The following is a 17904-nucleotide window of genomic DNA, read 5'->3' as shown; positions in this document are numbered from 1 at the left end:
CGCAGCCGCGCCGCCAGGCGCGGCCTGGACGGCAGCGCAGCCGCGCCGCCAGCGGGGTCACTTGCGGGCGGCCGATAGCATAAGGTTCAGTACGTTCTGAACGTTCGCAACACACGTTGATCGTCACAGACGTGGATCGCCACAGACGTTGATCGTCGAACGCTTCGAGGTGGAGCGTCGTCAAACTCAAACCGAGGAGGCGAGGTCCGATGGCTGACCCGGCCATCCGTACCGAGCAGTTGATCAAGACGTACGGCCGCAACCGCGGCCTCACCGGCCTTGACCTTCAGGTCGAGACCGCCGAGGTGTACGGGTTCCTCGGCCCCAACGGGGCCGGCAAGTCCACCACCATCCGGCTGCTGCTGGATCTGATCCGGCCGACCAGCGGCACCGTCCGGGTGCTGGGGCTCGACCCGCGCGCCGACGGCATTCCGCTCCGCCGACGGATCGGTTACCTGGCCGGCGACTTCATCGTGGACGGCCGGCAGACCGGCCACGAACTCCTCACCTACCTGGGCAACTTACGCGGCGGTGTGCCGAAGGCGCGGATCACCGAGCTGGCCGACCGGCTCGACCTCGACCTCGGCCGGCGGATCAAAGGGCTGTCCAAGGGCAACCGGCAGAAGGTCGGGGTCGTGCAGGCCTTCATGCACTCCCCCGAGCTGCTCATCCTCGACGAACCGACCAGCGGCCTGGACCCCTTCCTGCAGCAGGAGTTCGTCGCGATGGTCCGCGAGGCGAAGGCCGCCGGGCAGACCGTCTTCATGTCCTCGCACGTGATGAGCGAGGTGCAGCAGACCGCCGACCGGGTCGGCATCATCCGCGACGGCCGGTTGGTCACCGTCGAACGGGTAGAGGAGCTGCGGGAACGGGCGGTACGCCGGATCGAGATCGTCTTCGACGCTGCGGTGCCGGCCGACGAGTTCACGACCGTTCCCGGGCTCAGCGACGTCACCGTGAACGGCGCCCGGCTCAGTTGCCGGCTCGACGGGCGGGCCGATCCGCTGATCAAGGCGGCGAGCCGGCACACCGTCGTCAGCTTCCTGGCCGAGGAGCCCGACCTGGAGGACCTCTTCTTCACCTACTACGAGCGGACGGAGACCGACGGTGTTGCTGCGTAACCCGTTCACCAAGGCGCTGCGCGACAACCGCCGGTCCATGCTGGGCTGGGCGGTGTCGATCGCAGCGGTCGGCACCATGTACGCCGCGCTCTGGCCGACCATGCAGACACCGGAGATGGCGGATGCGCTGGCCGCGTATCCGGAAGGGATGCTGGAGGCACTCAACTTCGACGACGTCACCAGCCCTGCCGGCTATCTCGGCAGCGCCGTCTACGGGCTGCTCATCCCCCTGCTCGTTGCGGTGTTCGGGATCGCCGCCGGGGCCCGGACGATCGCCGGTGACGAGGAGGCCGGCTCGCTGGACCTGCTGCTCGCCCACCCGGTCAGCCGGGCGCGGGCCGCGCTGCAGCGGTTCGCCGCGCTGGTGGTCGGACTGGTCCTCACCGGGGCGCTGCTGTGGCTGGCTCTGGTGGCGATCCGTGGTCCGGCCGAGTTCACCGCCGTCGGGGTCGGTGCGCTGGCCGCGATGACCCTGCATCTGGTGCTGTTCGGCACCGCGTTCGCCGCCCTGGCGTACGGCGTGGGGGCCGCTACCGGCAGCCGGGCGACGGCGCTCGGCGTCGGCGCGGCGGTCGCCGTGCTCGGCTACCTCGCCAACGCCGTCCTGCCCCAGGTCGAGGCGCTGGCGTGGGCCCGCGACATTTCTCCGTTCCACTGGTACCTCGCCGGCGACCCGCTGGTGAACGGGGTGCAGGTCGGCGGCGTACTGCTGCTCGCCGGCTTCGCTGTGGTCTGCGTCGCCGCCGGCACCTGGCGCTTCACCCGCCGCGACATCGCCGTGTGAGGGATCGCCGCGCGGCCGGGCGGGTGGGTGCGGCGCCTGCCGTGCCCACCGGCCGGACCGGCCCGGCTGCCACACTGGCAGGCATGGACTCCGACGTGATCTCCATCCGGACCGGCTCCCGGCCCGTGGTGCGCGACATCACCGCCGAGGCGGGGCGGTTCGTGGCCGGACGCGGCGACGGGCTGCTGCACGTGTTCGTACCGCACGCCACCGCCGGCATCGCGATCATCGAGACCGGTGCCGGCTCCGACGACGATCTGCTCACCGCTCTGGACCAGCTGCTGCCCACCGACGACCGTTGGCAGCACCGGCACGGCTCGCCCGGGCACGGCCGGGACCATGTGCTACCGGCGTTCGTCGCCCCGTACGCGACGTTGCCGGTGCTCGACGGCCGGCTCGCGCTCGGCACCTGGCAGTCGGTCTGCCTGGTCGACCCGAACGGGGACAACGCCGACCGCAAGGTCAGGTTCTCCTTCCTCGCCGGCTGACCCGCGCCGCCCGGAGCCGGTGGGAAGTTACCGTCTGGTACGTGTGTCCCAGATCGCCTCTATGGCGGCCGCGCGTGACGCAACCGGCCTCCAGGGGGCAGGATGGTCAGTAGAGACCTATCCCACACACAACTGAGGGAACGCCTGTGGCCACGGAACGCAAGCGCCCGGTGATCAGCGACGGCCTGCCGAGCCAGCTTCCGGACATCGACCCTGAAGAAACCAGCGAATGGGTCGAGTCACTCGACGGAGTGATCGACGAACGCGGCGCCAAACGCGCCCGCTACGTCATGCTGCGCCTGCTCGAACGGGCTCGGGAGCGTCAGGTCGGGGTGCCGCCACTGACCACCACCGACTACATCAACACGATTCCGCCGGAACGCGAACCCTGGTTCCCCGGCGACGAGATGATCGAGCGGCGGATTCGCGCGTACATCCGGTGGAACGCCGCCGTGCTGGTGCACCGCGCGCAGCGGCCGGAGATCGGCGTCGGCGGCCACATCTCCACGTACGCCAGCGCGGCGTCCCTCTACGAAGTGGGTATGAACCACTTCTTCCGTGGCAAGCAGCATCCCGGCGGCGGGGACCACATCTTCTTCCAGGGGCACGCCTCCCCGGGCATGTACGCCCGCGCCTTCGTCGAGGGCCGGCTGTCGGAGCAGCGCCTCGACGGCTTCCGGCAGGAGCTGTCGCACGCCGGGCTCGGCGGCGGGTTGCCGTCGTACCCGCACCCGCGGCTGATGCCGGACTTCTGGGAGTTTCCCACCGTCTCGATGGGCCTCGGCGCGATCAACGCGATCTACCAGGCGCGGTTCAACCGGTACCTGCAGCACCGGGGCATCAAGGACACCTCTGATCAGCACGTGTGGGCGTTCCTCGGCGACGGTGAGATGGACGAGCCGGAGTCGCTCGGCGCGATCGGGGTGGCCGCCCGCGAGGAGCTGGACAACCTCACCTTCGTCATCAACTGCAACCTGCAGCGGCTGGACGGCCCGGTACGCGGCAACGGCAAGGTCATGCAGGAGCTGGAGGCGTTCTTCCGGGGCGCCGGCTGGAACGTGATCAAAGTCGTCTGGGGTCGGGAGTGGGACCCGCTGCTCGCCGCGGACACCGACGGCGCGCTGGTCAACCTGATGAACACCACGCCGGACGGCGACTACCAGACCTACAAGGCCGAGTCCGGCGCGTACGTGCGGGAGCACTTCTTCGGCCGCGACCCGCGTACCCGCAAGATGGTCGAAGGGCTGTCCGACGACGAGATCTGGAACCTCAAGCGCGGCGGGCACGACTACCGGAAGCTGTACGCGGCGTACAAGGCGGCCACCGAGCACACCGGCCAGCCGACGGTGATCCTGGCCAAGACGATCAAGGGCTGGACGCTCGGGGAGCACTTCGAGGGCCGCAACGCCACCCACCAGATGAAGAAGCTGACCCTGGACGACCTGAAAACCTTCCGGGACCGGCTCTACCTGGACGTGCCGGACGAGCAACTGGAGGCGAACCCCTACCTCCCGCCGTACCTGCGCCCGGCCGACGATTCCCCGGAGATGACCTACCTGCAGGAGCGCCGCAAGGCCCTCGGCGGGTACGTGCCGACCCGGCGGACCGCCGCCCGCCCGCTGGCGGTGCCGGGCAGTGAGCGGTTCGGTGATGTCAAACGCGGCTCCGGCAAGCAGAAGGTCGCCACCACGATGGCCTTCGTCCGACTGCTCAAGGACATCATGAAGGACCGCGAGTTCGGCAAGCGGTGGGTGCCGATCATCCCGGACGAGGCGCGGACCTTCGGCATGGACTCACTGTTCCCGACGCAGAAGATCTACTCACCGCACGGGCAGAAGTACACCGCGGTGGACCGGGAGCTGTTCCTGTCGTACAAGGAGTCCACCGCCGGGCAGATCCTGCACGAGGGGATCAACGAGGCCGGGTCGGTGGCGTCGTTCACCGCCGCCGGCACGTCGTACGCCACCCACGACGAGCCGATGATCCCGCTGTACATCTTCTACTCGATGTTCGGCTTCCAGCGCACCGGCGACGCGTTCTGGGCGGCGGCCGACCAGATGGCCCGCGGCTTCGTCCTCGGGGCCACCGCCGGGCGGACCACGCTCAACGGCGAGGGTCTGCAGCACGAGGACGGGCATTCGCAACTGCTCGCCGCGAGCAACCCGGCGGTGGTCGCCTACGACCCGGCGTTCGCGTTCGAGATCGCGCACATCGTGGAGAACGGCCTGCACCGGATGTACGGCGAGTCACCGGAGAACATCTTCTACTACCTCACGGTGTACAACGAGCCGATCGTGCAGCCGGCGCAGCCGGACGGGCTCGACGTCGAAGGGCTGCTCAAGGGCCTCTACCGGTACGCGGCGGCACCGCAGGTGAGTCGGGCCGACGGCGGCGAGGCACCGCGGGCGACGATCCTCGCCTCCGGCACCGGGATGCAGTGGGCACTCAAGGCGCAGCAGCTGCTCGCCGAGGACTGGGGGGTGGCCGCCGACGTGTGGTCGGTGACCTCCTGGACGGAGCTGCGTCGGGACGCGGTGGCCTGCGAGGAACACAACCTGATCAACCTGGGCGGTGAGGCGCGGGTGCCGTACGTGCGAACGGCGCTGGCCGACGCGCCGCAGTCGGTGGTCGCGGTCAGCGACTGGATGCGGGCGGTGCCGGACCTGATCGCCCGGTGGATTCCGGGCGACTACACCTCGCTGGGCACCGACGGGTTCGGGCTGTCGGACACCCGGCACGCGTTGCGGCGGCACTTCCATGTCGACGCCGAGTCGGTGGCCGTCGCGACGCTGCGGCAGTTGGCGTTGCGCGGCGAGGTGCCGGCCGAGGTGCCGGCGGGGGCCGCCAAGAAGTACGCGATCGACGACGTCAACGCCGCTCCGGTCGGGGAGACCGGCGGCGACTCCTGATCCGCAGCGGCCGCAGTCGGCAGGCCCCGGCGGTCACCCGCCGGGGCCTGCCGCGTCCGGGGCCACGCCGGCCGCGGACCTCGCCGTAGCTGCGGTCCGGCTGCCGTCAGCAGACGTTGGTCCGGTTGCCGGCGTTGGCGGCGTGCCGGGCGGCGGCCAGGTCGGACAGGCGGCCCAGGGAGGTCTCCAGGTCGGCGCCGACCCGGTGCTTGCCGAGTCGCAGCAGGGTCGCGCTGACCTGGCCGGCCGGCCACCGCACGATGGTCAGCCGTACCGCGGTGCCGTCCCCCTCCGGGGTGAGTTCGACCTGCACCTCGGTGCGGGCCTCGGCCCGCAGGCCAGGGCCGGCGGCCCGCTCCCGCCAGGCGATCAGCTTGGGCGGCTGGAGCTCGATGACCTCGGCGTCGGCGGCCGCGCCGTCCGCCGTGTGCACCCGCATCCGGCGGATGTCGCCGCCGATCACCTCGGCCTGGCGGACACCGGCGAGCCAGTCGGGCAGCAACGCGGCCTGCCCGACCACCTCCCAGACGGTGTCGATCGGGGCCTCCGCCCGCCCGCTGCGTTCGATGAGGATCATCTGCCTGCCTGTCTCTGCCTGCTCGTCCTGACAGGCGCAGCCTAAAGCACATTCTCGGCAAAAGGTGCAGACTTCGCTGTTCACCCCGGGCGCCACCGGACCTGACCGTCGGGCGGGGATCGGCCGCCCGTAGGCTGGGGCCGTGACGGTACGCGTACGCTTCGCCCCATCCCCCACCGGCATGTTCCACGTCGGCGGTGCCCGTTCAGCACTGCAGAACTGGATCTACGCCAAGCAGCACGGGGGCGTGTTCGTACTACGGGTGGAGGACACCGACGCGGCCCGCAACCGCCCCGAGTGGATCGAGGGGATCCTCAGCGCGCTGGACTGGATCGGCATCCGTCGTGGTTCGTACGAGGGGCCGTACTTCCAGTCGGCCAACGCCGGCGAGCACCGCGCGGCGGCCGACCGGCTCCACCAGTCCGGGCATGCCTACTACTGCGACTGCGCCCGCGCCGATGTGCAGGCCCGCACCGGCAGCGAGTACCGCGGGTACGACGGGTTCTGCCGCGACCGGGGTCTCGACGCCGGCGCCGGACGGGCCCTGCGCTTCCGCACTCCGGACACCGGCAGCACCACGGTCGCCGACCTGATCCGCGGCGAGCCGACGTTCGAGAACCAGTTGATCGAGGACTTCGTCATCGCCCGGGGCGACGGCTCGCCGGTTTTCCTGCTGGCCAACGTGGTCGACGACATCTCCCAGGGGATCACCCACGTGATCCGCGCCGAGGAGCACCTGCCGAACACCCCGAAACAGCAGCTGCTCTGGGCAGCGCTCGGGGTCAAGCCACCGGTCTGGGCACACGTACCGGTGGTCGTCAACGAGAAACGTCAGAAACTGTCCAAGCGCCGTGACAAGGTGGCGCTGGAGGCGTACCGCGACGAGGGGTACCTCGCCGACGCGATGCGCAACTATCTGATGCTGCTCGGCTGGGCGCCGAGTAACGACCGGGAGATCGTGCCCTGGTCGGTGATCGAGGAGGAGTTCCGACTGGAGGCGGTGAACCCGTCCCCGGCCTTCTTCGACGAGCGCAAACTACGCGCCTTCAACGGTGAGTACATCCGGGCGCTACCGGTCGAGGACTTCATCGCCGCCTGTCAGCCCTGGCTGACCGGGACGCCGTCGACGCCGACGCCGACCGGCAGTGGTATCGCGCCGCCGCCGTGGCGGGCGGCCGACTACGACCCGACGACGTTCGCGGCGGTCGCCCCGCTCGCCCAGACCAGGATCGCGGTACTCAGCGAAATCGTCGCCAACGTCGATTTCCTCTTCCTCGACGTCCCGGTAATCGACGACGCCGCGTGGGCGAAGGCGATGAAGGCTGGCGCAGCCGACTTGCTGGACGCGACGATCGCCGCGTTCGCGGCGCTGCCGGACTGGTCCGCCGAGCCACTGAAAGCAGCGCTGGAGCAGGTCGGCGCCGAGCGTGGCCTCAAGCTCGGCAAGGCCCAGGCACCGGTACGGGTCGCGGTGACCGGCCGGTCCGTCGGGCTGCCGCTGTTCGAGTCGTTGGAGGTCCTCGGGTCGGAGCGCACGTTGCGTCGGCTGCGCAACGCCCGCGCCCGGCTCGGCTGACGTCGCGACGGTCCGGTCAGGTGGTACGGCGGCGGACGAAGAACGCTCCGGCCGCCACCGCGACCAGCAGGACGACGGCACCGACCAGCCACGGCCACCATGGGGTCGACTCGGTGGAACTGGTGGCCTGCGGCGTCGGTGCCGGGGTCGCCTCCGGTGTCGGTTCGGCGGCGGTGGGGCTGGGTGCCCCGGTCGGTGACGGCTGAGCGGTCGGTGACGGATCAGCGGTCGGCTCGACACCGACCGTCAACGTGAAGGCGAACGCACCCTTTACCCAGTGTCCGTCGGCGGACAACACGTTGTAGTCCACTGTGTATTCTCCGGCGGGTCCGGGACGGAACGGCACGCTCACCGCCTTGCCGTCCACCACGGGCGCCCCGGTGGACGCCGCAGCGCCATCCGGACCGGTCACGCTCAGTTCGGTCTGCTCCTGGCTGAGGTTGGCCAGAAAGGTGAGTCGGACCGTCTCGGGGGCCTGCGCGAGCTCCGCACCGTCGGCCGGATCGCTCCCGGTCAGCACGTTGTGCGCCTGGGCCGGCGATGTCCCGAACAGCACCGCGAGCAGCCCGACGAACACCGCGAGCAACACCCCTGGTACGCGTACCACCCTGTCCCCCACCTGTTGCGATCGCCGGATACGATCGGTCGCCAGACGACGCGCCGGGCCGTCATCGGCCGACCTCCCTGGTTGGTCGGTCACCGGTCGTCGATGGTTCCCGAAAAATCCGTCCAGCGGGTGCAACCGTCCAGAGTCGTGCGGAGTCTCTCACAGTGAGGGTCCGCGACCACGCCCGCCGCTGATTACGTCGGGCCGCCATCGGGTAGTACGCACATCGACTAGGACCTGACCTCCGCGGGGCGAGGGAGTTGACCATGGGACAGCGGGCAGCCAGCCGTCTCCTAGCGGCCGGTGCGCTGCTCCTGGCATTCGGCACGTCCATCCTGGCGGCGAACCGGGTGTACGCGGCACCACCTGCACCAACGACCGTCACCATCGAAGGTGACGACCTGCCGGAGCCGCTCGCCGTGCACGCCGACGCCGACGCCGAGTTGTTCGCGGCGGTGCTCAGCCAGGTCAGTTGGCTCACCGGACCGGGCCAGACCAGTTCCCCGGAGCCGGGTGACCTCGGCCCGAAGTACCTGGTCGTGGTCATGGTGGCGGACGAGCCACATCGCACCTACGAGCTGTATCCGCTGGCCAAGGGAGGCCCGCGCGCGTTTCGACCGGCGGAGCAGCCTGGTGACGGCAAGACCGCAGCCGGCTGGTTCTTCGGCCGGCTGACGATGTCCGAGACGCTGCGAGCGGCCGGCGCACCGCTGCCGGCCCGCCCGGACAGCATCAGCGGTGGCATCGGCGGCGGTGAACGGGTGATTCCGGAGGACGCGCTCAACCCGGGCGAGGACATCGACCAGATGCTCACCGACCTGCGTCAGGTCATGGTGCTCAACGCCGCCGTGGTGGTCGGCATCACCCTGGGGATCGCGGGGATCGCCCTGCTGGTACGCCGCCGGACCAGGTGACCGGCCCGGCCGCACGGGTGACCGGAGCGGTCGGGCGGTGTCAGCACCAGCGGTGCGGCGGGCGTTCCCGACGTACCACCCGGGAACTCGGCCGGACCCCGAGATGGCGATGCGCGCCAGCCCATCCCCGTTGCCCCGCGCAGCAGGTCGACACCGGCTGCGGGTCGGCCGAACCGCCCCGGTCGGTTCCCTGCCCGGTCAACGTCCGGCCGAGTGACAGCTGGTCCCGCTCCCCCGGATGGTCCCGCCCGACGCCATGGTCCCGCCCGACGCCGCCGCTGTGGCCAGCCCCCAGGTACGCCATCACGAACTCCTCACCTCACACGAGCCGTCCCGAGACGACACCTTGCCAGGTACCGGGCCGGCCGCCGCCGGCCCCCCCGCCCGCGGTGACCACAGGCGGGCGGCCAGCGCCACCACCGTCACCGCCACCAGGGCGCCGCCGATCACGTCGACCGGCCAGTGCGCGAGCAGCACCAGCCGGGTCGCCGCGATGAACAGCGCGCCGGCTCCGGCGAGCACCACCACCAGCAACCGCCCGGTACGCCGTACCCCGGGCCAGACCAGCAGGACGACCGCGAACGCCGCAGCGGCGGCGTTGGTGGTGTGCCCGCTGGGGAACCCGTTGGCGGCGATGGTCACGAAGCCGTCCACCGGGCGGGGTCGGTGCAGCAGCCACTGTCCCAGCATCCAGCTGACCGGGGCCGCGACGGTCACCGTCGCGCAGAACCAGGCCCGGGGCCGGTCCCGGCGCACGGCGAACAGGGTGGTCGCGGCGGCACCGGCGGCCAGGAACGGCATCGTCGCCGCCAGGTCGGTGGCGATCCGCAGGACCGCCACCAGCGTCGGCCGGTCGGCGGCGTAGGCCCGCAGCCCGTCGGTCACCGGGGCGTCCAGCCGGGCGACCAACGCGGGATCCACCACCAGACCGATGGTCAGCGCCGCGAGGGCGGGCAGGGCCAGCAGCGGTACGACCAGCGGCGGGCGGGCGATCATCCGCACATGTTGGCACGGTCGGCGCGGTCCTGCCCGCTGGCCGTGACACCCTGACGGGGTGGCGACCAAGCGCAACGACGCCGGGCTCACCGCGACCCTGCGTCGTATCGAGCGGTCGGCCGGGGCGCTGGCGACCGCGAGCGTGGCCCGGATGGACGAGACCCTGCCCTGGTTCCGTGAGCTGCCCGCCGACCAGCGTTCCTGGGTGATGCTGATCGCTCAGGCCGGCGTACGGTCCCTGGTGGAGTGGCTGCGCGACGGTGGCGGCGCGAGCGGCAGCCCGCAGGAGGTCTCCGACGAGGTCTTCGCCGCCGCGCCGCGGGCGCTGGCCCGGTCGATCAGCCTGCAGCACACGGTCGCCCTGATCAAGGTCACCATCGACGTGGTCGAGGCGCAGGTGCCGCACCTGGCGGCGACCGGCGAGGAGTCGCTGCTACGCGAGGCGGTGCTGCGGTTCTCCCGGGAGATCGCCTTCGCCGCCGCCCGGGTGTACGCGCGGGCGGCGGAGTCGCGCGGCGCGTGGGATGCCCGGCTGCAGGCGCTGCTGGTCGACGCCCTGCTGCGCGGCGACTCGTCGGACGTGCTGGCCAGCAGGGCCGCCGCGCTGGGCTGGACCGATGCCTCGCCGGTGTCGGTGGTGGTCGGGCGGTCCCCGGGCGGCGAGGTCACCGCGGTCCTGCAGATCGTCTACCGGGCAGCCAGGCGGATCGGGGTGGAGACGATCGGCGGGGTGCACAACGACCGGCTGGTGGTGGTACTGGGCGGCGCGGCCGATCCGGCGGCGGCGACCGGCAAACTGCTGGACGCGTTCGGCGCCGGCCCGGTGGTGGTCGGGCCGATGGTGGCCAGCCTGGACGAGGCGACCGAGTCGGCCCGGGCAGCGCTGGCCGGGTACCGGGCGGCACCGGCCTGGCCGGCGGCGCCCCGCCCGGTCGCGGCGACCGATCTGCTGCCGGAGCGGGCCCTCGCCGGTGATCCCGAGGCCCGCCGTCGGCTGCGCCGCGACGTGTACGGGACCCTGGTCCGTGCCGGCGGGGAGCTGCTGGAGACCCTGGACGCGTTCTTCGCCGCCGGGGCCGTGCTGGAGGCGACCGCGCGGGCACTGTTCGTCCACCCGAACACGGTGCGTTACCGACTGCGGCGCATCGGTGAAGTGACCGGACTGTCGCCGTTCGCCGCCCGCGACGCGTACGCGCTGCAGATGGCCCTGGCGATCGGCCGGTTGGATCCCCCGCCGCTGTTGCGGGCCTCGCCCGACTGAACGCACTTCCAAAGCAACATGTGCGGGCAAAAGACGTGCACATCCGACGATCTTTGTAGGAATCCTCCAACGACGGTAGTGCGGATTGGTATCTCAGCGCACCCAAGTGACCCGTGGGTATCAGGAAGAGTCATAGCCGTGCTCGCTGTTCTCTCCCCCGGCCAGGGGTCCCAGAAGCCCGGCTTCCTCACCCCGTGGCTCGACCTGCCCGGCGCCGAGGCCCGTCTGCGGTGGTGGTCCGCGCTCGCCGGGGTCGACCTGGTGCACCTCGGCACCACCGCCGACGCCGACGAGATCAAGGACACCGCTCGCACCCAGCCGCTGCTGGTCGCCGCGGCCCTGCTCGCCGCCGAGCACCTGCCTGGCGGATCACCGGCCGGGCACCGCCGGGGCGGGCTCTACGACGTCGCCGTCGTCGCCGGTCACAGCGTCGGCGAACTCGCCGCTGCATCGCTGGCCGGGGTGCTGCCCGCCGAGTCGGCCATCACGCTGGCCGCGGTCCGGGGCCGGGAAATGGCCGCCGCGTGCGCGCTGGAACCCTCCGGGATGGCCGCCGTACTCGGCGGCGACCGGGACGAGGTGCTGGCCGCGATCGACCGCCACGGACTACACCCGGCGAACCACAACGGAGCCGGTCAGATCGTGGTGGCCGGAGCCACCGGCCAGCTGGAGAAGTTCGTCGCCGAGCCGCCGGCCCGGGCCCGGGTGGCGACGCTGCAGGTAGCCGGGGCGTTCCACACCCCGTACATGGCCCCGGCCGAGCAGGCGCTCGCGAGCGTCGCCGCCGGGATCATCCCGGCCGACCCCAACCGGATCCTGCTGTCCAACCTGGATGGCGATGCCGTCAACCACGGCCGGGAGCTGCTGCAACGCCTCGTCCGGCAGGTGACCGCACCGGTGCGCTGGGACCTGTGCATGCACACCCTGGCGAATCTCGGTGTCACCGGAGTACTGGAGCTGCCACCGGCCGGCACCCTCGCCGGTCTGGTCAAGCGGGAGTTCAAGGACCGTGGCGTGCCGGAGATCGTCACCGTGAAGACCCCGGACGACCTGCCTGCGGCGCGGGCGTTGATCGCCCGACACGGGATGGCCCCCAGTTCCGAGCCCACCAGGCAGTTCCGGGTCGTCGTGTCGGCCAGCGCCGGCACCTTCGAACCGGCTGCCGGACTCGCCGAGGGCGATCCGCTCACCGGCGGTCAGATCATCGGACACGTCACCACCCGGCAGGGTCCGGTCGAGGTCGCCGCGCACGACGCCGGCGTGCTCACCGAATGGCTCGCCCACCACGACGACCCGGTCGCACCGGGCCAGCCGCTGGCCCGGATCAGCGGTTCCGCACTGTGAGCGCGCACCCCCGACAGCGCGCCGGGAAAGGCAGCAACATGACCGGATCACAGATCGTGGCACTCGGGCACTACCAGCCCTCCCGGGTGGTCACCAACGACGAACTCGCCCAACTGGTGAATACCAACGACGCCTGGATCCGGGACCGTGTCGGTGTCGTCACCCGCCGAATCGCCGACTCGGAGACCGTCGCCGACATGGCCTCGGCGGCGGCCGAGAAGGCGCTGGCCAACGCCGGCCTGACCGCGGCCGACATCGACCTGGTGGTGGTGGCGACCTGCACCGCCATCGACCGCAGCCCGAACGTCGCCTGCCGGGTCGCGGCCCGGCTCGGCATCGCCGCCCCGGGTGCGTACGACATCAACACCGCCTGTTCGGGCTTCAGCTACGCGCTCGGCACCGTCGACCACGCCGTACGGGCCGGTGCCGCACGCAACGCCCTGGTCATCGGCGCGGAGAAGCTCTCCGACTTCACCAACTGGACCGACCGCTCCACCTGCATCATCTTCGGTGACGGCGCCGGCGCCGCGGTGGTCACCGCCACCGGCGGCAACGAGCCGGCCGGGATCGGACCGGTGGTCTGGGGCTCGGTCCCGGACAAGAGCGACGCGGTACGCATCGAGGGCTGGCGGCCGTACATCGAGCAGGAGGGTCAGTCGGTGTTCCGGTGGGCGACCACCGCGCTTGCCCCGTTGGCCCTGCAGGCCTGCGAGCGCGCCGGGGTCGACCCGACGGAGATCGCCGCCTTCGTTCCCCACCAGGCGAACGCCCGGATCATCGACGGCATCGCCAAGCGGCTCGGGATGCCCGACGCGATCGTCGCAAAGGACATCGTCGAGTCCGGCAACACCTCGGCGGCCAGCGTGCCGTTGGCGCTGTCGAAGCTGGTCGAGCGGCGGGAGATCCCGTCCGGCGCCCCGGTGCTGCTGTTCGGCTTCGGCGGTGGACTCACCTACGCCGGGCAGGTCGTCCGCTGCCCGTAAGCTCCTACCGCCCGCTCCGAGGTGGAGCGGGGCCGCCCGCCGACCCGGCAGGCATCATTGGTTCAACCGAGAGGAAAGTAGAAACCCATGACCCGTGACGAGATCACCGCTGGCCTCGCCGAGATCCTCGAAGAGGTCGCCGGGGTCAACCCGGACGACGTGGCCGGCGACAAGTCGTTCACCGATGACCTGGACGTCGACTCGCTCTCCATGGTCGAGGTCGTGGTGGCCGCCGAGGAGAAGTTCGGCGTGAAGATCCCGGACAACGAGGTGCAGAACCTCAAGACCGTCGGCGACGCGGTCGCCTACATCGAGACGCAGGCGTGACGATGGTCGACGTCGTCGTCACCGGGCTCGGCGCGACGACCCCGCTCGGCGGGGACGTCGCGGCGACCTGGGATGCCATGCTCAACGGCAAGTCCGGAGTCGACAAGCTCACCCACGACTGGGCCGCGCAGCTGCCGGTCCGGATCGCCGCCGAGTTGGCGTCCGAACCCGCCGAACGGTTGGACCGGGTCAAGCTGCGCCGGCTGGACCGATCCGAGGCGATCGCGCTGATCGCCGCAGGTGAGGCGTGGACGGACGCTGGGCTGGGCGACGCCGGCGTCGACCGGGAACGGCTCGGCGTCAGCATCGGTTCCGGCATCGGCGGCGCACTCACCCTGCTCGCCCAGGACGACATCCTGGAAGCCTCCGGGCCGCGCCGGGTGTCGCCGCACACCGTACCGATGCTGATGCCCAACGGCCCGGCCGCCTGGGTCGGGTTGGAGTTCGGCGCGCAGGCCGGCGTCCACTCGGTCGCCAGCGCCTGCGCGACCGGCGCGGAGGCGATCGCGCTCGGCCTGGACATGATCCGGGCCGGCCGGGCCGACGTGGTGATGGCCGGTGGCACCGAGGCCGTGGTACACGGCCTGCCGATCGCCGGTTTCGCCGCGATGCGGGCCATGTCCACCCGCAACGACGACCCGGAACGGGCGTCGCGACCGTGGGACAAGGGCCGCGACGGGTTCGTCCTCGGTGAGGGTGCCGGCGTCGTGGTGCTGGAACGGGCTGAGCACGCGGCGGCCCGCGGCGCCCGGGTGTACGCCCGGCTCGCCGGCGCCGGGCTCACCTCCGACGGCTACGACATGGTGCAGCCGCATCCCGAAGGGCTCGGCGCGGCCCGGGCGATCCGGCTGGCCCTCGCCGACTCCGGGGTGTCCGGCGGCGACATCGTGCACGTCAACGCGCACGCCACCTCGACCCCGGCCGGCGACCTCGCCGAGCTGGTGGCGCTGCGCGAGGCGATCGGCGACCACCCGGTGCTGACCGCGACCAAGTCGATGTCCGGCCATCTGCTGGGCGCGGCCGGCGCGCTGGAGTCGATCGCCACCATCCTGGCGATCCGCGACAGCGTCGTCCCGCCGACGATCAACCTGGACGACCCGGACGACCAGCTCGACCTCGACGTGGCAGCGCAGAAGGCCCGACCGATGGACGTACCCGCCGCGTTGAACAACTCGTTCGGCTTCGGCGGACACAACGTCGCGCTCGTCTTCACCCGGGTCTGAGAGCCGACCGGGTCACGACGACAACAGACAGGGCTCCGGCCCTGCCGACGGCGCTCCGGCCCGACCGGGCCGGAGCGCCGTCGGCGTCTGGTCGACGCGCGTGGTCACCCGGTGCAACTGGTGGCAGGCAGGCCGGACACCGGCACCGGCAACCGGCCGGGTGCCGGTACGGCACCCCGCAGCACGTCGGCCAGCGCGGACATCGCCGCCGGGCTCGACGAGTAGGTGGCCAGCAGCGTCGCGGACCGGGCCTCGGCGAGCAGGTACGGGGTGTCCATGGCAACGGTCACCGCTGCGTTGACGTTCAGGTCGGACGGGCCGTCGCCGTAGCCGACCAGGTGCACGACCGTACCGCCCTGGCCGACCACCTCGGCCCCGGCGGCGCGCAGCTCCTCGATCAACAGCGCCCGGGTACGCTCCCGGCCACCCGAGGCGGTGACGGTCACCGGCCCGTCGACCCCGGCGCAGTCCCCACGCACCTGGGTGACGGCGGCAGCGGCCAACCGCCGCGCGGCGGCGTAGTGGTCTTCGGCGCCGAGCACCGTCATCGGCGGGGTGGTCTCCTCGGCGAGCCGCTGTTTGAGGGTCAGCACCCGGGTGACCGCCTGCACGAGTCGCGCCCGGGGCAGTGACCCGTCGAGCAGCGCGGCGAGCAGACCCTCGTACGCGGCCGTCACGTCCGGCGGCATGAGGATCAGGTCGTTACCGGCGTTGATCGCCGCGACGGCCGCGTCGCCGGGCGACAACGCGCGGGCCGGAGCCATGTTCATCCCGTCGGTGACCACCACCCCGTCGAAGCCGAGTTCGCCGCGGAGCAGGTCGGTGAGGACCTTGCGGGAGAACGTCGCCGCCACCCCTGGGTCGACCGCGGCGACGTCCAGGTGTCCGGACATCACCAGGCCGGCGCCGGCGTCGATGCCGGCCACGAACGGCGGCAGGTCGGCGGCGGCGAGAGCGTTCCGGTCCTGGTCGAGCACGGGCAGGTCGCCGTGGGAGTCGACAGCGGTGTGGCCATGCCCCGGAAAGTGCTTGAGGGTGGCCGCGACGCCGGCCGTCTGCAGGCCACGGACGGCGGCGGCGACCTGTCCGGCCGCCGCGTCCGGGTCGGCGCCGTACGACCGGGAGCCGATCACCGTGCTGTTCACCCCGAGGACGTCGGCGACCGGTGCGAAGTCGACGTTGACGCCGAGCGCCGCGAGTTCGGTACCGGCCGCCCGCCAGGCCGCCTCGGTCAGCTCCGGCTGCCCGGCCGCACCGGCCGCCATCGCGCTGGGCAGCAACGTCACCCCCTGGTTGATCCGGGTGACGATGCCGAACTCCTGGTCGGTGCCGATCAGCAGTGGCAGCTCGCCGACGCCGTCGGGCAGCGCGGCGGCGGGCAACCGCCCGGCGGCGTCCTGCAGCCCGGTGGTCAGCTCCCGCACCTGGGTGGTGCTGTCGACGTTGGTGGTGGGTTGGTTGCTGCCGGTCGGGTCGTCGGCCGAGAAGCCGACCAGGATCAGGCCGCCGACCCGGTAACGGTCGATCATCTCGGCCGGCGTGTCGACTCCGGCGAGCTGCTGGTTACCGGCCGCCGACGCCGGTGAGACCTCGGTCGCGGACGCTCCGTACGCGTACGGCATCAGCACCTGACCGACCAGGTCCTCGTCACTGAGAGTCGCGACCAACCGGGCGGCCGGCGATGCGGCAGGGCTGGCTTTCGGCTCGCTGGAAGGGCCTTCCGGGCTGCTGGGAGTGCTGGCTTCAGGACGGTCGCCGGGTCCGGCGCAGCCGCTCGTGACGCCGAGGACGGCCAGCAGAACGGAGGCGATTGTTACGCGGGGTGAGGGGAGCACACCGGCCATCCCATCAGGCTACGGTCGCGGCGGCAACCCGTGCCCGGCTGGCGCAGCTTCCGCGCCCGGCTCACCCGGCCGGATCAGCCCACCCGGGTGACCCGGATCAGCCCACCCGGGTGAGCAGGGTCACCGGCGCTCCTTCACCGGCGTGCCGGTACGGCTCGAGTTCGGTGTCCCAGGCGGTGCCCATCGCCTTGTCGAGGGCGTGCGCAATCGCTTCGGGAGCCGGCGACGCCGCAATGATCGCCCGGATCCGGTCCTCACCGAGCTGGATGTCACCGGCTGCCCCGATAGTGGCCCGGAACAGGCCGCGACCGGGTACGTGCATGAACCGCTCGCCGTCGGCGCCCGGGCTGGGTTCCTCGGTGACTTCGAAACGGGTCATCGGCCACTGCCGTAGGGCAGCGGCCAGCTCAGCCCCGGTCCCCGCCCGACCGGTCCAGCTGCACTCGGCACGCCGGCCGTTCGGATCGAGCGGCTGAGCGGTCCAGTGCAGGTTGACCGGCGCGACGAGGACGCGCGATATCGCCCATTCGACGTGAGGGCACACGGCGAGCGGGGTCGAGTGGACGTATACGACGCCACGCGTTGGCACGGTGACCTCCCGGAGAGCGAGGTGCGTCTTCCCCTACGACCTCGACCACCGGGCGGTGTGACCAATGATGACTGTTGTGACGGGTGGTGCGCCAGTGAATCGGCAAACTGGTCGAAAAATTGTCGCCGCCCGGCTCCCGGGTCCGCTCCGCCGCTGGGAATGACAGCCACGGGTGCGTCGTTGTCCCTGCTGGTCGGCCGGAAGCCAGGGCCGAGATCGAGGTGGCCAGCCGGTCTGCGGCCGGCCGTCCGGTAAGATGAGGGCGGCGTATGCCCGACACCCGGCGAACCCGTTCGTGTGATCCGTCGTACCGCCAGTTCCGTCCGTATCACCAGTGTTGCCAGTACCACCAGCTTTGCCA

Annotated in this window: 17 protein-coding genes; 11 read left to right on the top strand and 6 right to left on the bottom strand. The window is 71.6% G+C overall.

Going from position 1 to position 17904, the window contains the following annotated elements; genetic code table 11:
• Nucleotides 1-209: 209 nt before the first annotated feature.
• The 4 genes from O7543_RS29390 (at nt 210) to aceE (ending at nt 5302) form a co-directional block, all read left to right on the top strand.
• Complete coding sequence (locus O7543_RS29390; RefSeq protein WP_281550889.1) at nt 210-1121, top strand: ABC transporter ATP-binding protein; 912 nt, start codon at nt 210-212, stop codon at nt 1119-1121.
• Nucleotides 1108-1905 (top strand): ABC transporter permease subunit, encoded by a 798-nt coding sequence (locus O7543_RS29385; RefSeq protein WP_281550890.1) that lies wholly within the window; start codon nt 1108-1110, stop codon nt 1903-1905. The genes O7543_RS29390 and O7543_RS29385 overlap by 14 nt, the downstream gene beginning before the upstream one ends.
• Before the next feature lie 83 nt (nt 1906-1988).
• A complete protein-coding gene (locus O7543_RS29380; protein ID WP_199757666.1) occupies nt 1989-2393 on the top strand; it encodes a YjbQ family protein in 405 nt (134 codons plus the stop codon).
• A gap of 146 nt (nt 2394-2539) precedes the next feature.
• Nucleotides 2540-5302, top strand: coding sequence for a pyruvate dehydrogenase (acetyl-transferring), homodimeric type (gene aceE / locus O7543_RS29375; RefSeq protein ID WP_348650057.1), 2763 nt, complete (start codon nt 2540-2542; stop codon nt 5300-5302).
• A 106-nt stretch (nt 5303-5408) separates the two neighbouring features.
• Here aceE and O7543_RS29370 read toward each other — a convergent pair whose 3' ends face one another.
• The gene (locus O7543_RS29370) at nt 5409-5879 is read right to left on the bottom strand and encodes an SRPBCC domain-containing protein (RefSeq protein WP_281550891.1); all 471 of its coding nucleotides are present in this window, start codon (nt 5877-5879) and stop codon (nt 5409-5411) included.
• A 142-nt stretch (nt 5880-6021) separates the two neighbouring features.
• Here O7543_RS29370 and gltX point away from each other — a divergent pair, with 142 nt between their 5' ends.
• Nucleotides 6022-7455, top strand: coding sequence for a glutamate--tRNA ligase (gene gltX, locus O7543_RS29365; RefSeq protein WP_281550892.1), 1434 nt, complete (start codon nt 6022-6024; stop codon nt 7453-7455).
• Nucleotides 7456-7471: 16 nt separating this feature from the next.
• On the opposite strand, the gene O7543_RS29360 is transcribed toward gltX, so the two are convergent.
• The gene (locus O7543_RS29360) at nt 7472-8062 is read right to left on the bottom strand and encodes a copper resistance protein CopC (protein ID WP_281550893.1); all 591 of its coding nucleotides are present in this window, start codon (nt 8060-8062) and stop codon (nt 7472-7474) included.
• Nucleotides 8063-8328: 266 nt separating this feature from the next.
• On the opposite strand from O7543_RS29360, the gene O7543_RS29355 reads away from it, so the two are divergent.
• Entirely contained in the window at nt 8329-8976 is a 648-nt protein-coding gene (locus O7543_RS29355) for a hypothetical protein (RefSeq protein WP_281550894.1), read from the top strand.
• 40 nt (nt 8977-9016) lie between these two features.
• On the opposite strand, the gene O7543_RS29350 is transcribed toward O7543_RS29355, so the two are convergent.
• Nucleotides 9017-9280 carry a hypothetical protein gene (locus O7543_RS29350; protein WP_281550895.1) on the bottom strand — a complete coding sequence of 88 codons (264 nt, stop codon included), beginning with the start codon at nt 9278-9280 and terminating at the stop codon, nt 9017-9019.
• Nucleotides 9280-9972, bottom strand: a complete 693-nt coding sequence (locus tag O7543_RS29345) for a phosphatase PAP2 family protein (RefSeq protein WP_281550896.1) — start codon at nt 9970-9972, stop codon at nt 9280-9282. The genes O7543_RS29350 and O7543_RS29345 overlap by 1 nt, the downstream gene beginning before the upstream one ends.
• A 58-nt stretch (nt 9973-10030) precedes the next feature.
• On the opposite strand from O7543_RS29345, the gene O7543_RS29340 reads away from it, so the two are divergent.
• The 5 genes from O7543_RS29340 to fabF all read left to right on the top strand — a co-directional run bounded on the left by O7543_RS29340 (nt 10031) and on the right by fabF (nt 15110).
• Entirely contained in the window at nt 10031-11233 is a 1203-nt protein-coding gene (locus O7543_RS29340; protein ID WP_281550897.1) for a helix-turn-helix domain-containing protein, read from the top strand.
• 138 nt (nt 11234-11371) lie between these two features.
• Entirely contained in the window at nt 11372-12577 is a 1206-nt protein-coding gene (locus O7543_RS29335; protein WP_281550898.1) for an acyltransferase domain-containing protein, read from the top strand.
• Between the two features lie 38 nt (nt 12578-12615).
• Nucleotides 12616-13560 (top strand): beta-ketoacyl-ACP synthase III, encoded by a 945-nt coding sequence (locus tag O7543_RS29330; RefSeq protein ID WP_281550899.1) that lies wholly within the window; start codon nt 12616-12618, stop codon nt 13558-13560.
• 87 nt (nt 13561-13647) lie between these two features.
• The gene (locus tag O7543_RS29325; protein ID WP_123602866.1) at nt 13648-13887 is read left to right on the top strand and encodes an acyl carrier protein; all 240 of its coding nucleotides are present in this window, start codon (nt 13648-13650) and stop codon (nt 13885-13887) included.
• Nucleotides 13884-15110, top strand: a complete 1227-nt coding sequence (gene fabF, locus O7543_RS29320; protein ID WP_281550900.1) for a beta-ketoacyl-ACP synthase II — start codon at nt 13884-13886, stop codon at nt 15108-15110. Before O7543_RS29325 ends, fabF begins: the two co-directional genes overlap by 4 nt.
• A gap of 104 nt (nt 15111-15214) precedes the next feature.
• On the opposite strand, the gene O7543_RS29315 is transcribed toward fabF, so the two are convergent.
• Together O7543_RS29315 and O7543_RS29310 are read right to left on the bottom strand one after the other, a co-directional pair.
• On the bottom strand, nt 15215-16954 hold the full coding sequence (locus O7543_RS29315) for a glycoside hydrolase family 3 protein (protein WP_281550901.1): 1740 nt from the start codon (nt 16952-16954) through the stop codon (nt 15215-15217).
• 97 nt (nt 16955-17051) lie between these two features.
• On the bottom strand, nt 17052-17543 hold the full coding sequence (locus O7543_RS29310) for a DUF3145 domain-containing protein (RefSeq protein WP_123602869.1): 492 nt from the start codon (nt 17541-17543) through the stop codon (nt 17052-17054).
• Between the last annotated feature and the right edge of the window lie 361 nt (nt 17544-17904).

This window comes from Solwaraspora sp. WMMA2080 (assembly GCF_027497395.1).
Taxonomy (GTDB): Bacteria; Actinomycetota; Actinomycetes; order Mycobacteriales; family Micromonosporaceae; genus Micromonospora_E.
The sequence above is the reverse complement of the archived record's forward strand: the minus strand, read 5'-3'. Positions and strand labels throughout refer to the sequence as shown.